General features: G+C 60.5%; 14 protein-coding genes. 9 read left to right on the forward strand and 5 right to left on the reverse strand.

Going from position 1 to position 15381, the window contains the following annotated elements; translation table 11 throughout:
- Position 1: 1 nt before the first annotated feature.
- On the reverse strand, positions 2–1381 hold the full coding sequence (xseA, locus tag KGA85_RS01565; RefSeq protein ID WP_008053235.1) for an exodeoxyribonuclease VII large subunit: 1380 nt from the start codon (positions 1379–1381) through the stop codon (positions 2–4).
- Positions 1382–1581: 200 nt separating this feature from the next.
- Here xseA and KGA85_RS01570 point away from each other — a divergent pair, with 200 nt between their 5' ends.
- Complete coding sequence (locus tag KGA85_RS01570; protein ID WP_223458614.1) at positions 1582–2349, forward strand: sulfite exporter TauE/SafE family protein; 768 nt, start codon at positions 1582–1584, stop codon at positions 2347–2349.
- A gap of 187 nt (positions 2350–2536) precedes the next feature.
- Here KGA85_RS01570 and KGA85_RS01575 read toward each other — a convergent pair whose 3' ends face one another.
- From KGA85_RS01575 to KGA85_RS01585, 3 genes are read right to left on the reverse strand one after another with little or no spacing between them, the layout of a single operon-like run.
- Positions 2537–2944, reverse strand: a complete 408-nt coding sequence (locus KGA85_RS01575) for a DNA polymerase III subunit chi (protein ID WP_223458616.1) — start codon at positions 2942–2944, stop codon at positions 2537–2539.
- A gap of 8 nt (positions 2945–2952) precedes the next feature.
- Positions 2953–3381 carry a DNA polymerase III subunit chi gene (locus KGA85_RS01580; RefSeq protein ID WP_223458618.1) on the reverse strand — a complete coding sequence of 143 codons (429 nt, stop codon included), beginning with the start codon at positions 3379–3381 and terminating at the stop codon, positions 2953–2955.
- 60 nt (positions 3382–3441) lie between these two features.
- Entirely contained in the window at positions 3442–4932 is a 1491-nt protein-coding gene (locus tag KGA85_RS01585) for a leucyl aminopeptidase (RefSeq protein ID WP_223458955.1), read from the reverse strand.
- A gap of 405 nt (positions 4933–5337) precedes the next feature.
- Here KGA85_RS01585 and lptF point away from each other — a divergent pair, with 405 nt between their 5' ends.
- The 8 genes from lptF (at position 5338) to pdxJ (ending at position 13725) form a co-directional block, all read left to right on the forward strand.
- Positions 5338–6456, forward strand: coding sequence for an LPS export ABC transporter permease LptF (gene lptF / locus KGA85_RS01590; protein ID WP_223458620.1), 1119 nt, complete (start codon positions 5338–5340; stop codon positions 6454–6456).
- Positions 6449–7510, forward strand: a complete 1062-nt coding sequence (gene lptG / locus KGA85_RS01595; protein WP_223458622.1) for an LPS export ABC transporter permease LptG — start codon at positions 6449–6451, stop codon at positions 7508–7510. Before lptF ends, lptG begins: the two co-directional genes overlap by 8 nt.
- A gap of 171 nt (positions 7511–7681) precedes the next feature.
- The gene (gene lepA, locus KGA85_RS01600) at positions 7682–9481 is read left to right on the forward strand and encodes a translation elongation factor 4 (protein ID WP_223458623.1); all 1800 of its coding nucleotides are present in this window, start codon (positions 7682–7684) and stop codon (positions 9479–9481) included.
- 5 nt (positions 9482–9486) lie between these two features.
- Entirely contained in the window at positions 9487–10341 is an 855-nt protein-coding gene (gene lepB / locus KGA85_RS01605) for a signal peptidase I (RefSeq protein WP_223458625.1), read from the forward strand.
- 185 nt (positions 10342–10526) lie between these two features.
- Entirely contained in the window at positions 10527–11216 is a 690-nt protein-coding gene (gene rnc / locus KGA85_RS01610; protein ID WP_008053221.1) for a ribonuclease III, read from the forward strand.
- Positions 11209–12111, forward strand: a complete 903-nt coding sequence (gene era, locus KGA85_RS01615; RefSeq protein ID WP_007973959.1) for a GTPase Era — start codon at positions 11209–11211, stop codon at positions 12109–12111. The genes rnc and era overlap by 8 nt, the downstream gene beginning before the upstream one ends.
- A 133-nt stretch (positions 12112–12244) precedes the next feature.
- Positions 12245–12928 carry a DNA repair protein RecO gene (gene recO, locus KGA85_RS01620; protein ID WP_223458627.1) on the forward strand — a complete coding sequence of 228 codons (684 nt, stop codon included), beginning with the start codon at positions 12245–12247 and terminating at the stop codon, positions 12926–12928.
- Positions 12929–12978: 50 nt separating this feature from the next.
- Positions 12979–13725 (forward strand): pyridoxine 5'-phosphate synthase, encoded by a 747-nt coding sequence (gene pdxJ, locus KGA85_RS01625; protein WP_223458629.1) that lies wholly within the window; start codon positions 12979–12981, stop codon positions 13723–13725.
- Positions 13726–13851: 126 nt separating this feature from the next.
- Here the strand turns inward: pdxJ and mltF are convergent, their stop codons facing one another.
- The gene (gene mltF / locus KGA85_RS01635) at positions 13852–15312 is read right to left on the reverse strand and encodes a membrane-bound lytic murein transglycosylase MltF (RefSeq protein ID WP_223458631.1); all 1461 of its coding nucleotides are present in this window, start codon (positions 15310–15312) and stop codon (positions 13852–13854) included.
- Positions 15313–15381 lie beyond the last annotated feature (69 nt).

The following is a 15381-nucleotide window of genomic DNA, read 5'->3' on the forward strand; positions in this document are numbered from 1 at the left end:
ATCAATCCAGTAAAGAAAGGGTGACAGGCGTCAGGTGATTGTCTTCGACCCGCACTTGCAGTTCACCTTCGCCCAGTTTGGCCTTGAGGCGCTGGCCGGTATGGGTTTGCGCGGCGTTGCGGATCGCGTTGCCGCGCTCGTCCAGCAAGATGCTGTAGCCACGGCCGAGGGTCGCCAGCGGGCTGACCACATGCAGCGTCTGCATCTGGCTGTGCAACTGCAGCCGACGGTTCTTCAGCCCTTCGCGGATGGCGCGCGGCAGGCGTTCGGCCAGGCTGTCGAGGCGCTGGCGAAGCATTGCCAGTTGCCGTCCCGGATGTTGTGCGGCCAAACGGGTTTCCAGGCGGATCAAGCGTTCGCGACGGGTGTTGAGGCTGCGCTCGAACGCGCGGCGCATGCGCATGTCCAGGTCATCCAGGCGTTGCGCTTGCTGGCGCAGGCGCTCGCCGGGATGGCGCAGGCGCCGGGAAATGCCTTCCAGGCGCAGGCGGTCGCGCATCAAGCGGTCACGCATGCGCATCACCAGCCGTCGGTGCAGGCTTTCGACCCGACGCACCAGGTCGCTGGAGTCCGGTGCCAGCAATTCGGCGGCAGCGGAGGGGGTGGGCGCGCGAACGTCGGCCACGAAGTCGCTGATCGACACGTCGGTTTCATGGCCGACCGCGCTGACAATCGGCGTCACGCAAGCGTCTACGGCGCGGGCCACGGCTTCTTCGTTGAAGCACCAGAGGTCTTCCAGCGAACCGCCGCCCCGGGCCAGGATCAGTGCGTCGAAACCGCGGGCATCCGCCAGTTTCAGGGCGCGGACAATCTGCGCTGTGGCTTCGCGGCCCTGTACGGCGGTAGGGATCAGGGTCAACTGCACCTGCGGTGCGCGACGGCGGAACACGCTGATGATGTCGCGGATCACCGCCCCGGTGGGCGAACTGATGATGCCGATGCGTTGTGGGTGCGCCGGCAGCGGCACCTTGCGCTCGGCACTGAACAGGCCTTCGGCGCTGAGCTTTTCCTTGAGTGCATCGAAGGCCAGGCGCAAGGCGCCGTCGCCGGCCGGCTCCACGGTGTCGAGGATCAGCTGGTAATCACCGCGTCCCTCGAACAGCGAGACCTTGCCACGGACCTTGACCGCCAGGCCGTCTTTCAAGGCCTGGCGAACCCGTGCCGCGTTCTGCCGGAACAGCGCGCAACGCACCTGGGCGCCGCTGTCCTTGAGGGTGAAATACACGTGGCCGGACGCCGGGCGGGCGAGGTTGGAGATTTCGCCTTCGACCCAGATGTTGCTGAACACGTCTTCGAGCAACACCCGCGCGCGGCCGTTGAGCTGGCTGACGGTCAGGACTTCGCGGTCCAGGCCGAGTCTTGCAAAGGGATCTTTAATCATGGGGCGCAGTTTAATGGCTTTTGCCCGGCAATCTCCATGGCTCAACATAAATCCCTTGTGGAACCGCTTGATGTGGGAGCGGGCTTGCTCGCGAAGACGGTGTGTCAGCCACATTGATCTGGGATGTGAGTCCGCTTTCGCGAGCAAGCCCGCTCCCACAAAGGTAGAGTCACCGGCGGGTAATCACGGAAGATATGTGGATGAATGTGTTTGAACTGTTGAACCAATGGCCCTTCGGCCCGCTGGACTGGCTGGTGATCGCATCGGGCATTGCCCTGGCCTACATCGTGTTCGGCATCGCCGGTTTCGGCACCGCGCTGGTGGCGGGGCCGATTCTGATTCTGTTCATGCCGTTGTCGAAGATCGTGCCGTTACTGGTGTTGCTCGATTTTGTCGCGGCATTCGGCAATCTGTTGCCCTCGCGGCGTGATGTGGCGAAACCGGAACTGCTGCGCTTGCTGCCGTGCATGGCGGTGGGCTGCACCCTCGGCGTGATATTCCTGCTGAACCTGAAATCCGATCTGTTGCTGCTGTTGATGGGGCTGTTTATCAGCGCCTATGCAATTTACAGCCTGTGGATCAAGACCCGACCGACGCAACTGTCTGCCGTGTGGGCGCTGCCGATGGGGACGGTGGGCGGAATGTTTGGCGCGTTGTTTGGCAGCGGTGGCTTTCTCTATGCGATCTATTTGAACAGCCGGTTGCCCAAGGAGGCGGCGCGGGCTACACAGAGTGCGCTGATCAGTTGCAGTACGGTGGTGCGTCTGAGCCTGTTTGCAATCGCCGGTGTGTATGCCGATTTACCGCTGCTGGTGCTGGCGGTTTGTCTGTTGCCGGCGATGGTGCTGGGGCTGTGGTTCGGTCGACGGCTGACCATGAGGTTATCCCGCGAGGCGTTCGTGCGGCTGGTGACGTGGCTGGTGCTGGCCAGCGGGATTGCGTTGATTGGGCGTTATCTCAGCACCTGATCAGAGAACGTGTGGCGAGAGGGCTTTTTGTGGCGAGGGTGCTTGTCGGACCGCCGCACCGCCCCGTTCGGCTGCGCAGCAGTCGTCAATTCAAACAACTCGGTGTGGCTGATAAAAAGCCAGGGCCGCTTCGCAGCCCAGCGGGAGCAAGCTCCCTCGCCACAGGCAAGCCCCTCTCCACAATTATTCAATCGTTGTACTGGCTCAACAACCGCTCCAGCCGCGCACTGAGGCGACGTTTGATTTCGGTCTCGATGTGCGGGGCGAAATCGTCGATCACGTCTTGCATGATCAACTGTGCGGCGGCGCGCAATTCGCTGTCCAGGTGCAGCAAGTCATCCGGGTTCTTGCTGGCGGCAGGCGCCGGCGTCGCCGTGGTGACGGGTTCAACGATGGAGGCAGGGGTTGTCGGTACGACGGGTGGCGAAGGCTCGCTCACGGCGTCGAACAACATCGGAATCTGTTCCTGATCACCTTCCTCGACCGTATCGGTCAGCAGGGGCGGTTGCAGGTTGTCATCGCCGAGCAATTGGCGGATCGACTCAAGGTCGTCCAGCAGGTGCGCGGACTGTTGCAGCGGTTTTGGAGTGTCCATTGGAAGGCTCAGAGTCGCTGTAAACGGTGATCTTGCAGAGGATAGCCCTGTTCGCGGTAGAAACGGAAACTCTCCCGCGCGGCCGCTCTGATCGTCGGATCCTCCACCACCACTTCCGCCACCCGGGCGAACCTGTTGGCGAAGGCCGGGACTTTCAGGTCGAGATTGACCAGCAAATCCTGATGCTGACCGCAGTCGTCGCCCAACCCTAGGACAATCAAGCCGTCAGGTTCGCTGTCGGCAGGGCCGTGGGGCACGAAGCTTTCACCCTTGAACGCCCACAGCCGCGCATTGAGATCGTCACGCTGGGCCGCATCGCTGCAATGCAGGTAGATGCGGTGGCCCATGCGCCAGGCTTTCTCGGTGAGCTTGCAGGCAAAGTCCAGGCGTGCCGAAGGATCGGCGCTGGGCAGGATATAGAAGTCGACTTTGGTCATTGCGGTTCCAGAGCGGCAAGCGGCGCCACCGAAAAGTGACGCCGCTGCCCATCAACGGTTTCAGGCTTTGGCGCGGTCCAGCAGGTATTGGGTCAGCAGGGGAACCGGACGGCCAGTGGCGCCCTTGTCCTTGCCGCCGCTGGTCCAGGCCGTGCCGGCGATGTCCAGGTGCGCCCAGTTCAGGTTCTTGGTGAAACGCGACAGGAAGCAGGCCGCGGTGATGGTGCCGGCTTTCGGGCCGCCAATGTTGGCGATGTCGGCGAACGGGCTGTCCAGCTGTTCCTGGTACTCATCGAACAGCGGCAGTTGCCAGGCGCGGTCGTCGGCGGCCTTGCCGGCGCTCAGCAGTTGGTCGATCAGTTCGTCATTGTTGCCCAGCAGGCCCGACGTGTGGGAGCCCAGGGCGACCACGCACGCACCGGTCAGGGTCGCGATGTCGATGACCGCTTGCGGCTTGAAGCGCTCGGAGTAGGTCAGGGCGTCGCACAGCACCAGGCGGCCTTCGGCGTCGGTGTTGAGGATTTCCACGGTCTGGCCGCTCATGGTGGTGACGATGTCGCCAGGGCGCGAGGCGTTGCCGCTCGGCATGTTCTCGGCGCAGGCCAGGATGCACACCAGGTTGATCGGCAGCTTCAGCTCGAGCACGGCACGCAGGGTGCCGAACACGCTGGCGGCGCCGCCCATGTCGTACTTCATTTCATCCATGCCGGCGCCCGGCTTGAGGCTGATGCCGCCGGTGTCGAAGGTGATGCCCTTGCCGACCAGTGCGTACGGCTTCTCGGATTTCTTGCCGCCGTTGTATTGCATGACGATCAGGCGCGGAGGCTGGGCGCTGCCCTGGCCGACGGCGTAGAACGAACCCATGCCCAGGGCCTTGATCTTCTTCTCGTCGAGGACTTCGACTTTCAGGTCCTTGAATTCTTTGCCCAAGTCTTTCGCCTGCTCACCGAGGAAGGTCGGGTGGCAGATGTTTGGCGGCAGGTTACCCAGGTTGCGGGTGAAAGCCATGCCGTTGGCGATGGCGGTGGCGTGGGTCACGGCGCGTTGCACTTCAGCCTGGGCGGCCTTGATGGTCAGCAGGGTGATTTTCTTCAGGGTGCGGGGTTCGGCTTTCTGGCTCTTGAACTGGTCGAAGCTGTACTCGCCGTCCACCAGGGTTTCGGCCAGCAGGCGGGTCTTGCCGTAGCTGTCGCGGCCTTTGACGATCACTTCATCCAGGGCCAGCACAGCGTCGTTGCCGCCCAAACCTTTGAGGGTATTGAGGATGCCGGCGATGATTTTGCGGAACGGGCGGTCACCCAGCTCGTCGTCCTTGCCCACACCCACCAGCAACACGCGCTCGGCCTTGAGGTTCGGCAGGCTCTGCAGCAACAGGCTCTGGCCAACCTTGCCGGCCAGGTCGCCGCGCTTGAGCACTGCGCTGATCGCGCCGCCGCTCAGTTCGTCGAGTTGTTTGGCAACAGCGCCGAGCTTGCGGCCTTCGCCGACGGAGACCACGAGAGTGGCGGTCTTCAACGTTTCGGGGTTGACGCTTTTTACAACCAGTTCCATGTCCGGGTCCCTGAATTGATGGTTATCACGCATGCGCCCGACACCTTATGTGCGTCGATTGCTTATAAACAGAAAGGCGCCAGGATCGACCGGCGACAAAGGCCGCAGTTTGAACCTCGCTACCGGCGGCTGACAACCCTCGGTTGTACGATTGTAGGAGCAGCCGGTCGACGCTCGATTGCTCGCGAAGAACCTGAGACCAACGCGGGGTTTGAGGTTCTTCGCGTTATCGTTGACGACCTTCGCGAGCGAGCTCGCTCCTACACCCCCCAATGCATTGCGCAGTGACAGGCGCACCCAATCACAGGATAATGCGCCATCTTTTTTCGGCGGCTCCGCCTTGCGGGCTGTCCGATACGTTTGCTTGTTTGGCCGCCTTAGCCTGACAACCCTGGAGTGTCTGGTTTGATCGTCTTCCGTTATTTATCCCGCGAAGTCCTGTTGACCTTGAGCGCCGTCAGCGCCGTGCTGCTGGTCATCATCATGAGCGGTCGCTTCATCAAGTACCTCGCCCAGGCGGCCTCGGGCCTGCTGGATCCGGGGTCGCTGTTCCTGATCATGGGTTTTCGTCTGCCAGGCTTCCTCCAGCTGATCCTGCCGCTGGGGCTGTTTCTCGGGATCCTGTTGTCCTACGGGCGCCTGTACCTCGAAAGTGAAATGACCGTGCTCTCGGCCACCGGCATGAGCCAGCAACGGCTGGTTTGGATGACAATGTTTCCGGCCACCCTGGTTGCACTCGTCGTGGCGTGGCTGAGCCTGAGCCTGGCGCCACAAGGGGCCAACCAGTTTCAGTTGCTACTGAACAAGCAGGATGCCTTGACCGAATTCGATACCCTGGAGCCAGGGCGTTTCCAGGCCCTGCGAGACGGTACCCGGGTCACCTACACCGAACGTATGTCGGATGACCGCGTCAATCTGGGCGGTGTGTTCATCTCGCAAAAAAACATCAGCTCCAATAACAAGGATCGCGGAATTTCTGTCCTGGTGGCAGAAAAGGGGCGTCAGGAAATTCGCCCGGACGGCAACCGTTACCTGATCCTTGATAACGGCTATCGCTATGACGGTAATCCAGGGCAGGCCGACTACCGGGCGATCAAGTACGACGAGTACGGCGTGTTGTTGCCAAAACCGGACGTCAGCGACGAAGTCACCGACCGTGATGCGATGCCGACCAGTAAGTTGATCGGCAGTGAAGACATTCGTTTGCGCGCCGAGTTGCAATGGCGCATGTCACTGCCATTGCTGGTGTTCATCGTGACCTTGATGGCGGTACCGCTGTCGCGGGTCAATCCGCGTCAGGGCCGGTTCCTCAAATTACTGCCGGCGATTCTTCTTTATATGCTTTACCTGACCATTCTGATTGCCGCCCGCGGTGCCCTCGACAAGGGCAAGATCCCCGCGGTGCTGGGCTTGTGGTGGGTGCACGGGATTTTCCTGGGTATTGGCCTGGGCCTGCTTTATTGGGAACCCCTGTGTTTGAAGAGGGCGAGTCGCCGCAGCGCGCTGGAGGTGGCCCGTGGTTAAGCTGGATCGCTACATTGGTAGCAGTGTGTTGATTGCGATTCTGGCGGTGCTCGGGATCATTCTCGGTCTGGCGACACTGTTTGCCTTCATCGACGAGATGAGTGAAGTCACCGATACCTACACCCTGGTCGATGTTCTGAGTTATGTGACGCTGACCGCGCCGCGCCGGATGTACGAAATGATGCCGATGGCCGCGCTGATCGGTTGCCTGATCGGTCTGGGCAGCCTGGCCAGCAACAGTGAACTGACCATCATGCGTGCCGCTGGTGTGTCGATCGGCCGGATCGTCTGGGCGGTCATGAAACCGATGCTGCTATTGATGCTCGCCGGTGTGTTGGTCGGCGAGTACATCGCGCCGCCTGCCGAAACCACCGCACAGGCCAATCGCTCTCTGGCCCAGGGCAGCGGTGATGCACAAAGCGCCAAGCACGGCTTGTGGCACCGCCAGGGCGATGAATTCATTCACGTCAACTCGGTACAACCCAACGGCATCCTGTATGGCGTGACCCGTTATCGCTTCGACAACGAACGGCACATGCTGTCGGCGAGCTTCGCCAAGCGTGCCGAGTTCGACACCGATCACTGGCAGTTGACGGACGTCACGACCACGCTGTTCCACGAGCGCAGCACCGAAGTGGTTTCGACCCCGATCGAGCGTTGGGAAGTCGCATTGAGTCCGCAGTTGCTGAACACCGTGGTCATGGTGCCAGAGTCGCTGTCGATCAGCGGCCTGTGGGGCTACATCCATTATCTGGCTGACCAGGGGCTGAACAATGGCCGCTACTGGCTGGCATTTTGGGTCAAGGTGTTGCAGCCGTTAGTCACTGCCGCGTTGGTGCTGATGGCCATTTCCTTCATTTTCGGTCCATTGCGTTCGGTAACTCTCGGCCAGCGTGTGTTCACCGGTGTGCTGGTGGGCTTCACCTTCCGTATCGTCCAGGATTTGCTGGGGCCTTCCAGCCTGGTATTCGGCTTCCCACCGTTGCTTTCGGTGCTGCTGCCGGCGGGTGTTTGTGCTGTGGCGGGGCTCTGGCTGTTGCGTCGAGCAGGCTGATGGTCGGCATTTTCCGACCGCTTTGACGATTTAAAGCGCCCTTGTCGCAAGACCGGGGCGTTTTTGTAGGCACCGTCTGACCTGCGAACGTGACGCTTGCGCCGTGGATCAGGTACAATTCCCGGCTATTTTTCGGCGGGCTATGCCTGCAGCCTTTTTGAGTGTTGATCCGTGAGTGATTTGAGTCATATCCGCAATTTCTCCATCATCGCCCACATTGACCATGGCAAGTCGACGCTGGCCGATCGCTTCATCCAGATGTGTGGCGGCCTCGCCGAGCGCGAAATGGAAGCCCAGGTCCTGGACTCCATGGACCTCGAGCGTGAACGCGGGATCACCATCAAGGCGCACAGCGTTACCCTGTATTACAAGGCTCGCGACGGTATCAACTACCAGCTGAACTTCATTGATACCCCCGGCCACGTCGACTTCACCTATGAGGTGAGCCGTTCGCTGGCTGCCTGTGAAGGCGCGCTGCTGGTGGTCGATGCCGGTCAAGGCGTCGAGGCACAGTCGGTTGCCAACTGCTACACCGCGATCGAGCAGGGCCTGGAAGTGATGCCGGTGCTGAACAAGATCGACCTGCCACAGGCCGATCCGGACCGCGTCAAGGAAGAGATCGAAAAAATCATCGGCATCGATGCCACCGACGCGGTCACTTGCTCTGCCAAGACCGGTCTGGGCGTCGATGAAGTGCTCGAGCGCCTGGTCGCCACCATTCCTGCACCGACCGGCAACTACGAAGATCCGCTGCAAGCGTTGATCATCGACTCCTGGTTCGACAACTACCTGGGCGTTGTTTCCCTGGTACGCGTGCGCCACGGTCGTGTGAAGAAGGGCGACAAGATCCTGGTCAAGTCCACCGGCAAGATCCACCTGGTGGACAGCGTCGGTGTATTCAACCCGAAGCACACCCCTACCGCTGACCTCAAGGCCGGTGAAGTGGGCTTCATCATCGCCAGCATCAAGGACATTCACGGTGCGCCAGTGGGCGACACCCTGACCTTGAGCTCGACGCCGGACGTCGACGTGCTGCCAGGCTTCAAACGTATTCAGCCGCAGGTTTACGCCGGTCTGTTCCCGGTCAGCTCCGACGACTTCGAAGACTTCCGCGAGGCGCTGCAAAAGCTCACCCTGAACGATTCGTCGCTGCAATACACACCGGAAAGCTCCGACGCACTGGGCTTCGGCTTCCGTTGCGGCTTCCTCGGCATGCTGCACATGGAAATCATCCAGGAGCGCCTGGAGCGCGAGTACAACCTGGACCTGATCACCACGGCGCCGACGGTAATCTTCGAACTGCTGCTCAAGACCGGCGAGACGATCTACGTCGATAACCCGTCGAAGCTGCCGGATCTGTCTTCCATCGAAGACATGCGCGAGCCGATCGTGCGCGCCAATATTCTTGTGCCGCAAGAGCACCTGGGCAACGTCATTACCCTGTGCATCGAAAAACGTGGTGTACAGGTCGACATGCTGTTCCTCGGTTCGCAGGTACAAGTGACCTACGACCTGCCGATGAACGAAGTGGTCCTGGACTTCTTCGACCGTCTGAAATCCACCAGCCGCGGCTATGCTTCGCTGGACTACCATTTCGATCGTTATCAATCGGCTAGTCTGGTGAAACTGGACGTGCTGATCAACGGTGACAAGGTCGATGCCCTGGCGCTGATCGTGCACCGTGACAACTCGCACTACAAAGGTCGCCAGCTGACCGAGAAGATGAAAGAACTGATTCCACGGCAGATGTTCGACGTGGCAATCCAGGCCGCCATTGGCGGGCAGATTGTTGCGCGGACAACCGTCAAGGCGCTCAGAAAGAACGTATTGGCCAAATGCTACGGTGGTGACGTCAGCCGTAAGAAGAAGCTGCTGGAAAAGCAAAAGGCCGGTAAAAAACGCATGAAGCAAGTCGGCAACGTGGAAATTCCACAGGAAGCCTTCCTTGCAGTGCTCAGGTTGGATAGTTAGGTCCTATGTCACTAAATTTCCCGCTGTTGCTGGTCATCGCCGTGTTCGTCTGCGGCCTGTTGGCGTTGCTCGATCTGCTGGTCCTGGCCCCGCGTCGGCGTGCCGCCATCGCCTCCTATCAGGGCAGCGTCAGCCAGCCTGACATGGTCGTGGTCGAGAAGCTGAACAAAGAGCCGCTGCTGGTTGAATACGGCAAATCGTTCTTCCCGGTGTTGTTCATCGTGCTGGTGCTGCGTTCGTTCCTGGTGGAACCGTTCCAGATTCCTTCCGGTTCGATGAAGCCAACCCTGGATGTCGGCGACTTCATTCTTGTGAGCAAGTTTTCCTACGGGATCCGCTTGCCGGTAATCGACAAGAAAGTCATCGAAGTCGGTGATCCGCAGCGCGGCGATGTCATGGTGTTCCGCTACCCGAGCGACCCGAACGTCAACTACATCAAGCGTGTGGTTGGTTTGCCGGGCGACACGGTTCGCTACACCGCCGACAAGCGCCTGTTCGTCAACGGTCAATCGATTGCCGAGCAACTGGTCGGCGCCGAGCCGGGCACGCTGGGCAGCGCTGAGCTCTACAAGGAAAAACTCGGCGCGGCCGAGCACATGATCCGCAAGGAAATGAGCCGCTACCGCGCAATGCCGGACCATTCGTGGACCGTGCCGGCCGGGCACTACTTCATGATGGGCGACAACCGCGATAACTCGAACGACAGTCGCTACTGGGATGATCCGAACATTCCCAAGGATCTGCTGGGCATGGTTCCCGACAAGAATATCGTCGGCAAGGCCTTCGCGGTCTGGATGAGCTGGCCGGAACCCAAACTCAGCCACCTGCCGAATTTCTCGCGGGTTGGCCTGATCAAGTAATCAAACACGGCGCTGTTGAACACAGCGCCGAATGCATTTCTGGAACCGGCAGATTCGGGGGCCAGAGGCATGAAAACAATGATATTCAGGACGTTATTTTTGAACACAGCGTTAATTGTCCCAAGCCTGCGCCGCATTACGGCGATGGCGGTGGAATCCAGCCACGAACTCAGCGTGGGTAAACCGTGAGCGTCTCCCTAAGCCGTCTAGAGCGTCAGCTCGGCTACACCTTCAAGGATCAGGAACTGATGGTCCTGGCCCTGACTCACCGCAGCTTTGCCGGGCGTAACAACGAACGCCTGGAATTCCTCGGTGACGCCATTCTCAACTTCGTCGCCGGCGAGGCGCTGTTCGAGCGTTTCCCGCTGGCCCGCGAAGGCCAGTTGTCGCGTTTGCGCGCGCGTCTGGTCAAAGGTGAGACCCTGGCCGTACTGGCCCGTGGTTTCGATCTGGGCGAATACCTGCGCCTGGGCTCGGGCGAGCTGAAAAGCGGCGGTTTCCGTCGCGAGTCGATTCTGGCCGATGCCCTCGAAGCGTTGATCGGTGCTATCTACCTCGATGCCGGCATGGAAATGGCCCGCGAGCGTGTGCTCGCCTGGCTGGCCGGCGAGTTCGAAGGCCTGACACTGGTCGACACCAACAAAGATCCAAAGACCCGCCTGCAAGAGTTCCTGCAGTCCCGTGGTTGTGAGCTGCCGCGATACGAAGTGGTGGATATCCAGGGTGAGCCGCATTGCCGGACGTTCTTCGTCGAATGCGAAATCATCTTACTGAATGAAAAAAGCCGAGGTCAGGGTGTGAGTCGTCGTATTGCCGAACAGGTAGCGGCCGCCGCAGCACTGATTGCCCTGGGTGTGGAGAATGGCAATGACTGATACAAACGCAACTCGCTGTGGCTATGTTGCCATCGTCGGCCGTCCGAACGTGGGCAAGTCCACGCTGCTGAACCACATCCTGGGTCAGAAGCTGGCGATCACCTCGCGCAAACCGCAAACCACCCGTCACAACATGCTCGGTATCAAGACCGAGGGCGATGTGCAGGCTATCTACGTCGACACCCCCGGTATGCACAAGGGTGGCGAGAAGGCCCTGAACCGCTACATGAACAAGACTGCTTCGGCGGCGTTGAAAGACGTCGACGTGGTGATCTTCGTGGTCGATCGCACCAAGTGGACCGAAGAAGACCAGATGGTTCTCGAGCGCGTCCAGTACGTGACCGGCCCACTGATCGTGGCGTTGAACAAGACCGATCGCATCGAAGACAAAGCCGAGCTGATGCCGCACCTGAGCTGGTTGCAGGAGCAGTTGCCGAATGCGCAGATCATCCCGATTTCCGCACAGCACGGGCACAACCTCGATGCACTGGAACGCGTGATTGCCGAGCACCTGCCGGAAAACGATCACTTCTTCCCGGAAGACCAGATCACCGACCGCAGCAGCCGTTTCCTCGCCGCCGAACTGGTGCGTGAGAAAATCATGCGCCAGATGGGCGCCGAGCTGCCGTACCAGATCACCGTTGAAATCGAAGAGTTCAAGCAGCAGGGCAAGACCCTGCACATCCATGCCTTGATCCTCGTCGAGCGCGATGGCCAGAAGAAAATCATCATTGGCGACAAGGGCGAGCGCATCAAGCGTATCGGCACCGAAGCGCGCAAGGACATGGAGCTGCTGTTCGACTCCAAGATCATGCTCAACCTGTGGGTCAAGGTGAAGGGTGGCTGGTCCGATGACGAGCGTGCATTGCGTTCGTTGGGTTATGGCGATCTGTAATATTTCGCAAGGCCCCCTGTAGGAGCGAGCTTGCTCGCGATGGACTTGAAAGCGCCGTGTTCATTCAGAATGCCCGCGTTATCGTTACCCACCATCGCGAGCAAGCTCGCTCCTACAGTTCATTGAGAGTTCCATGTCCCAACCCATTGCCCAACCCGCCTACGTCCTCCACTCCCGCGCCTACCGTGAAAACAGTGCGCTGGTGGACTTCCTGACGCCGCAAGGCCGGCTGCGGGCGGTGTTGCGCAGTGCACGGGGCAAGGCCGGGACGTTGGCGCGGCCATTCGTGCCGCTGGAAGTGGAGTTTCGGGGCAAGGGCGAGCTGAAGAATGTCGGGCGCATGGAAAGCGCCGGTGTTTCAACCTGGCTCAATGGAGAGGCGCTGTTCAGCGGTCTTTACCTCAATGAACTGCTGATTCGCCTGTTGCCCGCTGAAGATCCGCTCCCCTCGGTGTTCGATCATTACGCCTCCACCTTGCTGGCCCTGGCCGAAGGTCGCCCACTGGAGCCGCTGCTGCGCTCCTTCGAATGGCGCTTGCTCGATGACCTCGGCTACGGTTTTTCCCTGACGACTGATATTCATGATCAGCCCATCGCGCCGGACGGCCTCTACCGTTTGCAAGTGGACGCGGGGCTGGAGCGGGTCTACCTGTTGCAACCGGGCCTGTTCAACGGCACCGAGCTGCTGGCGATGGCTGAAGCTGACTGGTCCGCCCCCGGCGCTCTGTCTGCTGCCAAGCGCTTGATGCGCCAGGCGTTGGCCGTTCACTTGGGCGGTCGTCCCCTGGTCAGTCGCGAGCTGTTTCGCAAGCCGTAGTCTCCCCGTATGCTGTGCACCGAACTTTCTCTTCTTCTGGAGCGCTTTCCGTGACCACCAGCACCCGCATTCTTCTTGGCGTGAACATCGACCACGTTGCCACCCTGCGTCAGGCCCGGGGCACCCGTTACCCGGACCCGGTCAAGGCTGCACTGGACGCGGAAGAGGCGGGCGCGGACGGCATCACCGTGCACCTGCGCGAAGACCGTCGGCACATTCAGGAACGCGACGTTCTGCTGCTCAAGGACGTGCTGCAAACCCGCATGAACTTCGAAATGGGCGTCACCGAGGAAATGATGCAGTTCGCCGAGCGCATCCGCCCGGCGCACATTTGCCTGGTACCGGAAACCCGCCAGGAGCTGACCACCGAAGGTGGCCTGGACGTGGCGGGTCAGGAAGCGCGGATCAAGGCGGCGGTCGAGCGCCTGTCGAAGATCGGCTCCGAAGTGTCGCTGTTCATTGACGCCGATGAGCGCCAGATCGAAGCATCCCGCCGTGTCGGCGCACCGGCCATCGAACTGCACACCGGGCGTTATGCCGATGCCGAGACGCCGACCGAAGTCGCCGAAGAACTCAAGCGTGTGGCCGATGGCGTGGCCTTCGGCCTGACCCAGGGCCTGATCGTCAATGCCGGCCATGGCCTGCACTATCACAACGTTGAAGCCGTGGCGGCGATCAAGGGCATCAACGAGCTGAACATCGGCCATGCGCTGGTGGCCCACGCGCTGTTCGTTGGCTTCAAGTCGGCAGTTTCGGAGATGAAGGCGTTGATTCTGGCGGCGGCTGCCAAAGCTTAAAAACCAACACAAAACCCTGTGGGAGCGGGCTTGCTCGCGAAGGCGGTTTATCATTCAACATCTCTGTTGGCTGACACTCCGCTTTCGCGAGCAAGCCCGCTCCCACATTTGATCTCGGTTGTTCTGTTAGAGCGGGGCGGGCTCTTGGGCCGGCTTGGTCTTGTCGATCCCCGGAACAAGCAGTTTACCCTGGGCGACCTGGTCGCCCTCAAGCTGCGGCTGCGTGACCCAGGTCAGGATGTCGTAGTAGCGACGGATGTTCGCCACGAAATGTACCGGTTCGCCGCCACGGGCGTAGCCGTAACGGGTTTTGCTGTACCACTTCTTTTCCGACAGGCGCGGCAGGATTTTCTTTACATCCAGCCATTTGTCCGGGTTCAACCCTTCCTTGGCCGCCAGTTTGCGTGCGTCATCCAGGTGCCCGCTGCCGATGTTGTAGGCTGCCAGAGCAAACCAGGTACGGTCCGGTTCCTGAATCGAATCGTCGAGCTGGTCTTTCATGTAGGCCAGGTACTTGGCGCCGCCCATGATGCTCTGCTTGGGGTCCAGGCGGTTGGACACGCCCATGGCCTGCGCGGTGTTCTGGGTCAGCATCATCAGGCCGCGCACGCCGGTCTTGGACGTGACCGCCGGTTGCCACAACGACTCCTGATACCCGATGGCCGCGAGCAGGCGCCAGTCGACTTTCTCTTTTTTGGCGTATGACTTGAAGTGCTGTTCGTACTTGGGCAGGCGTTGCTGCAAGTGTTGGGCAAACGTGGTGGCGCCCATGTAGCCGAGGACGTCGACATGCCCGTAGTAGCGGTCCTTGAGGCGTTGCAGGGTGCCGTTCTTCTTGACCTTGTCGAGGTAATCGTTGATTTCGTTGAGCAGGCTGTTGTCGTCGCCCGGGGCGACGGCCCAGCTCTGGTTGCTGGCATCACCGAGGTCGAAGGCGACCCGGATGTTGGTGAAGTACACCTGGTTCATCGCCACTTCGTTGGAGTCGACCAGTGTCAGGTCGATCTGACCTTCGTCGACCATGCGCAGGAGATCGACGACCTCAACCGCGTCAGACTCTTCGTATTCGATGCCGGGAAATTTCTGTTTCAGCTGTGCGAGTTGTTCGGCGTGGGTGCTGCCCTTGAGCACCATGATCTTCTTGCCCACCAGATCCTTCGCATCGGTCGGCCGGGACTGGCCGTTGCGGTAGATGATCTGCGGGGTGACTTCCAGATAGGAGTGGGAGAAGCGCACCTGCTTCTTGCGTTCTTCGCTGCTGACCAGACCGGCCGCCGCCAGCACCGGGCCGTTGGGCTTGCCGACCTGGTTGAACAGGTCATCGAGGTTGTCGGCGGTCTCGATCTTGAGCTCGACCCCCAGATCGTCGGCGAAGCGCTTCACCAGCTCGTATTCGAAGCCGGTTTCACCGTTGCGATCCTGAAAGTAGGTGGCAGGGCTGTTTCGGGTAACCACCCGCAGCACACCATCCTCCTTTACGCGCTCGAGCGTGTTGGGTTTATCAACACAGCCACCGAGCATCAGGAAGAGTCCGGTTGCGATGAGCCATTTGGCGTACCGCGGACGCAAAGCCGTTGGGAAAAACATTTGCGCAGTATACGCAAAGGACCACGGGCGCCATATCTCGACAGTGAGGGGCTAGTCTGCTAGAGATCA

This window comes from Pseudomonas sp. GL-B-12, assembly GCF_019955895.1.
Classification (GTDB): Bacteria; Pseudomonadota; Gammaproteobacteria; order Pseudomonadales; family Pseudomonadaceae; genus Aquipseudomonas.

What these genes read in the sequence shown, in the direction of transcription:
- xseA (WP_008053235.1), bottom strand. Translation starts at nt 1,381, where the DNA reads ATGATTAAAGATCCCTTTGCAAGACTCGGCCTGGACCGCGAAGTCCTG.
- KGA85_RS01570 (WP_223458614.1), top strand. Translation starts at nt 1,582, where the DNA reads ATGAATGTGTTTGAACTGTTGAACCAATGGCCCTTCGGCCCGCTGGAC.
- KGA85_RS01575 (WP_223458616.1), bottom strand. Translation starts at nt 2,944, where the DNA reads ATGGACACTCCAAAACCGCTGCAACAGTCCGCGCACCTGCTGGACGAC.
- KGA85_RS01580 (WP_223458618.1), bottom strand. Translation starts at nt 3,381, where the DNA reads ATGACCAAAGTCGACTTCTATATCCTGCCCAGCGCCGATCCTTCGGCA.
- KGA85_RS01585 (WP_223458955.1), bottom strand. Translation starts at nt 4,932, where the DNA reads ATGGAACTGGTTGTAAAAAGCGTCAACCCCGAAACGTTGAAGACCGCC.
- lepB (WP_223458625.1), top strand. Translation starts at nt 9,487, where the DNA reads ATGTCACTAAATTTCCCGCTGTTGCTGGTCATCGCCGTGTTCGTCTGC.
- era (WP_007973959.1), top strand. Translation starts at nt 11,209, where the DNA reads ATGACTGATACAAACGCAACTCGCTGTGGCTATGTTGCCATCGTCGGC.
- recO (WP_223458627.1), top strand. Translation starts at nt 12,245, where the DNA reads ATGTCCCAACCCATTGCCCAACCCGCCTACGTCCTCCACTCCCGCGCC.
- mltF (WP_223458631.1), bottom strand. Translation starts at nt 15,312, where the DNA reads ATGTTTTTCCCAACGGCTTTGCGTCCGCGGTACGCCAAATGGCTCATC.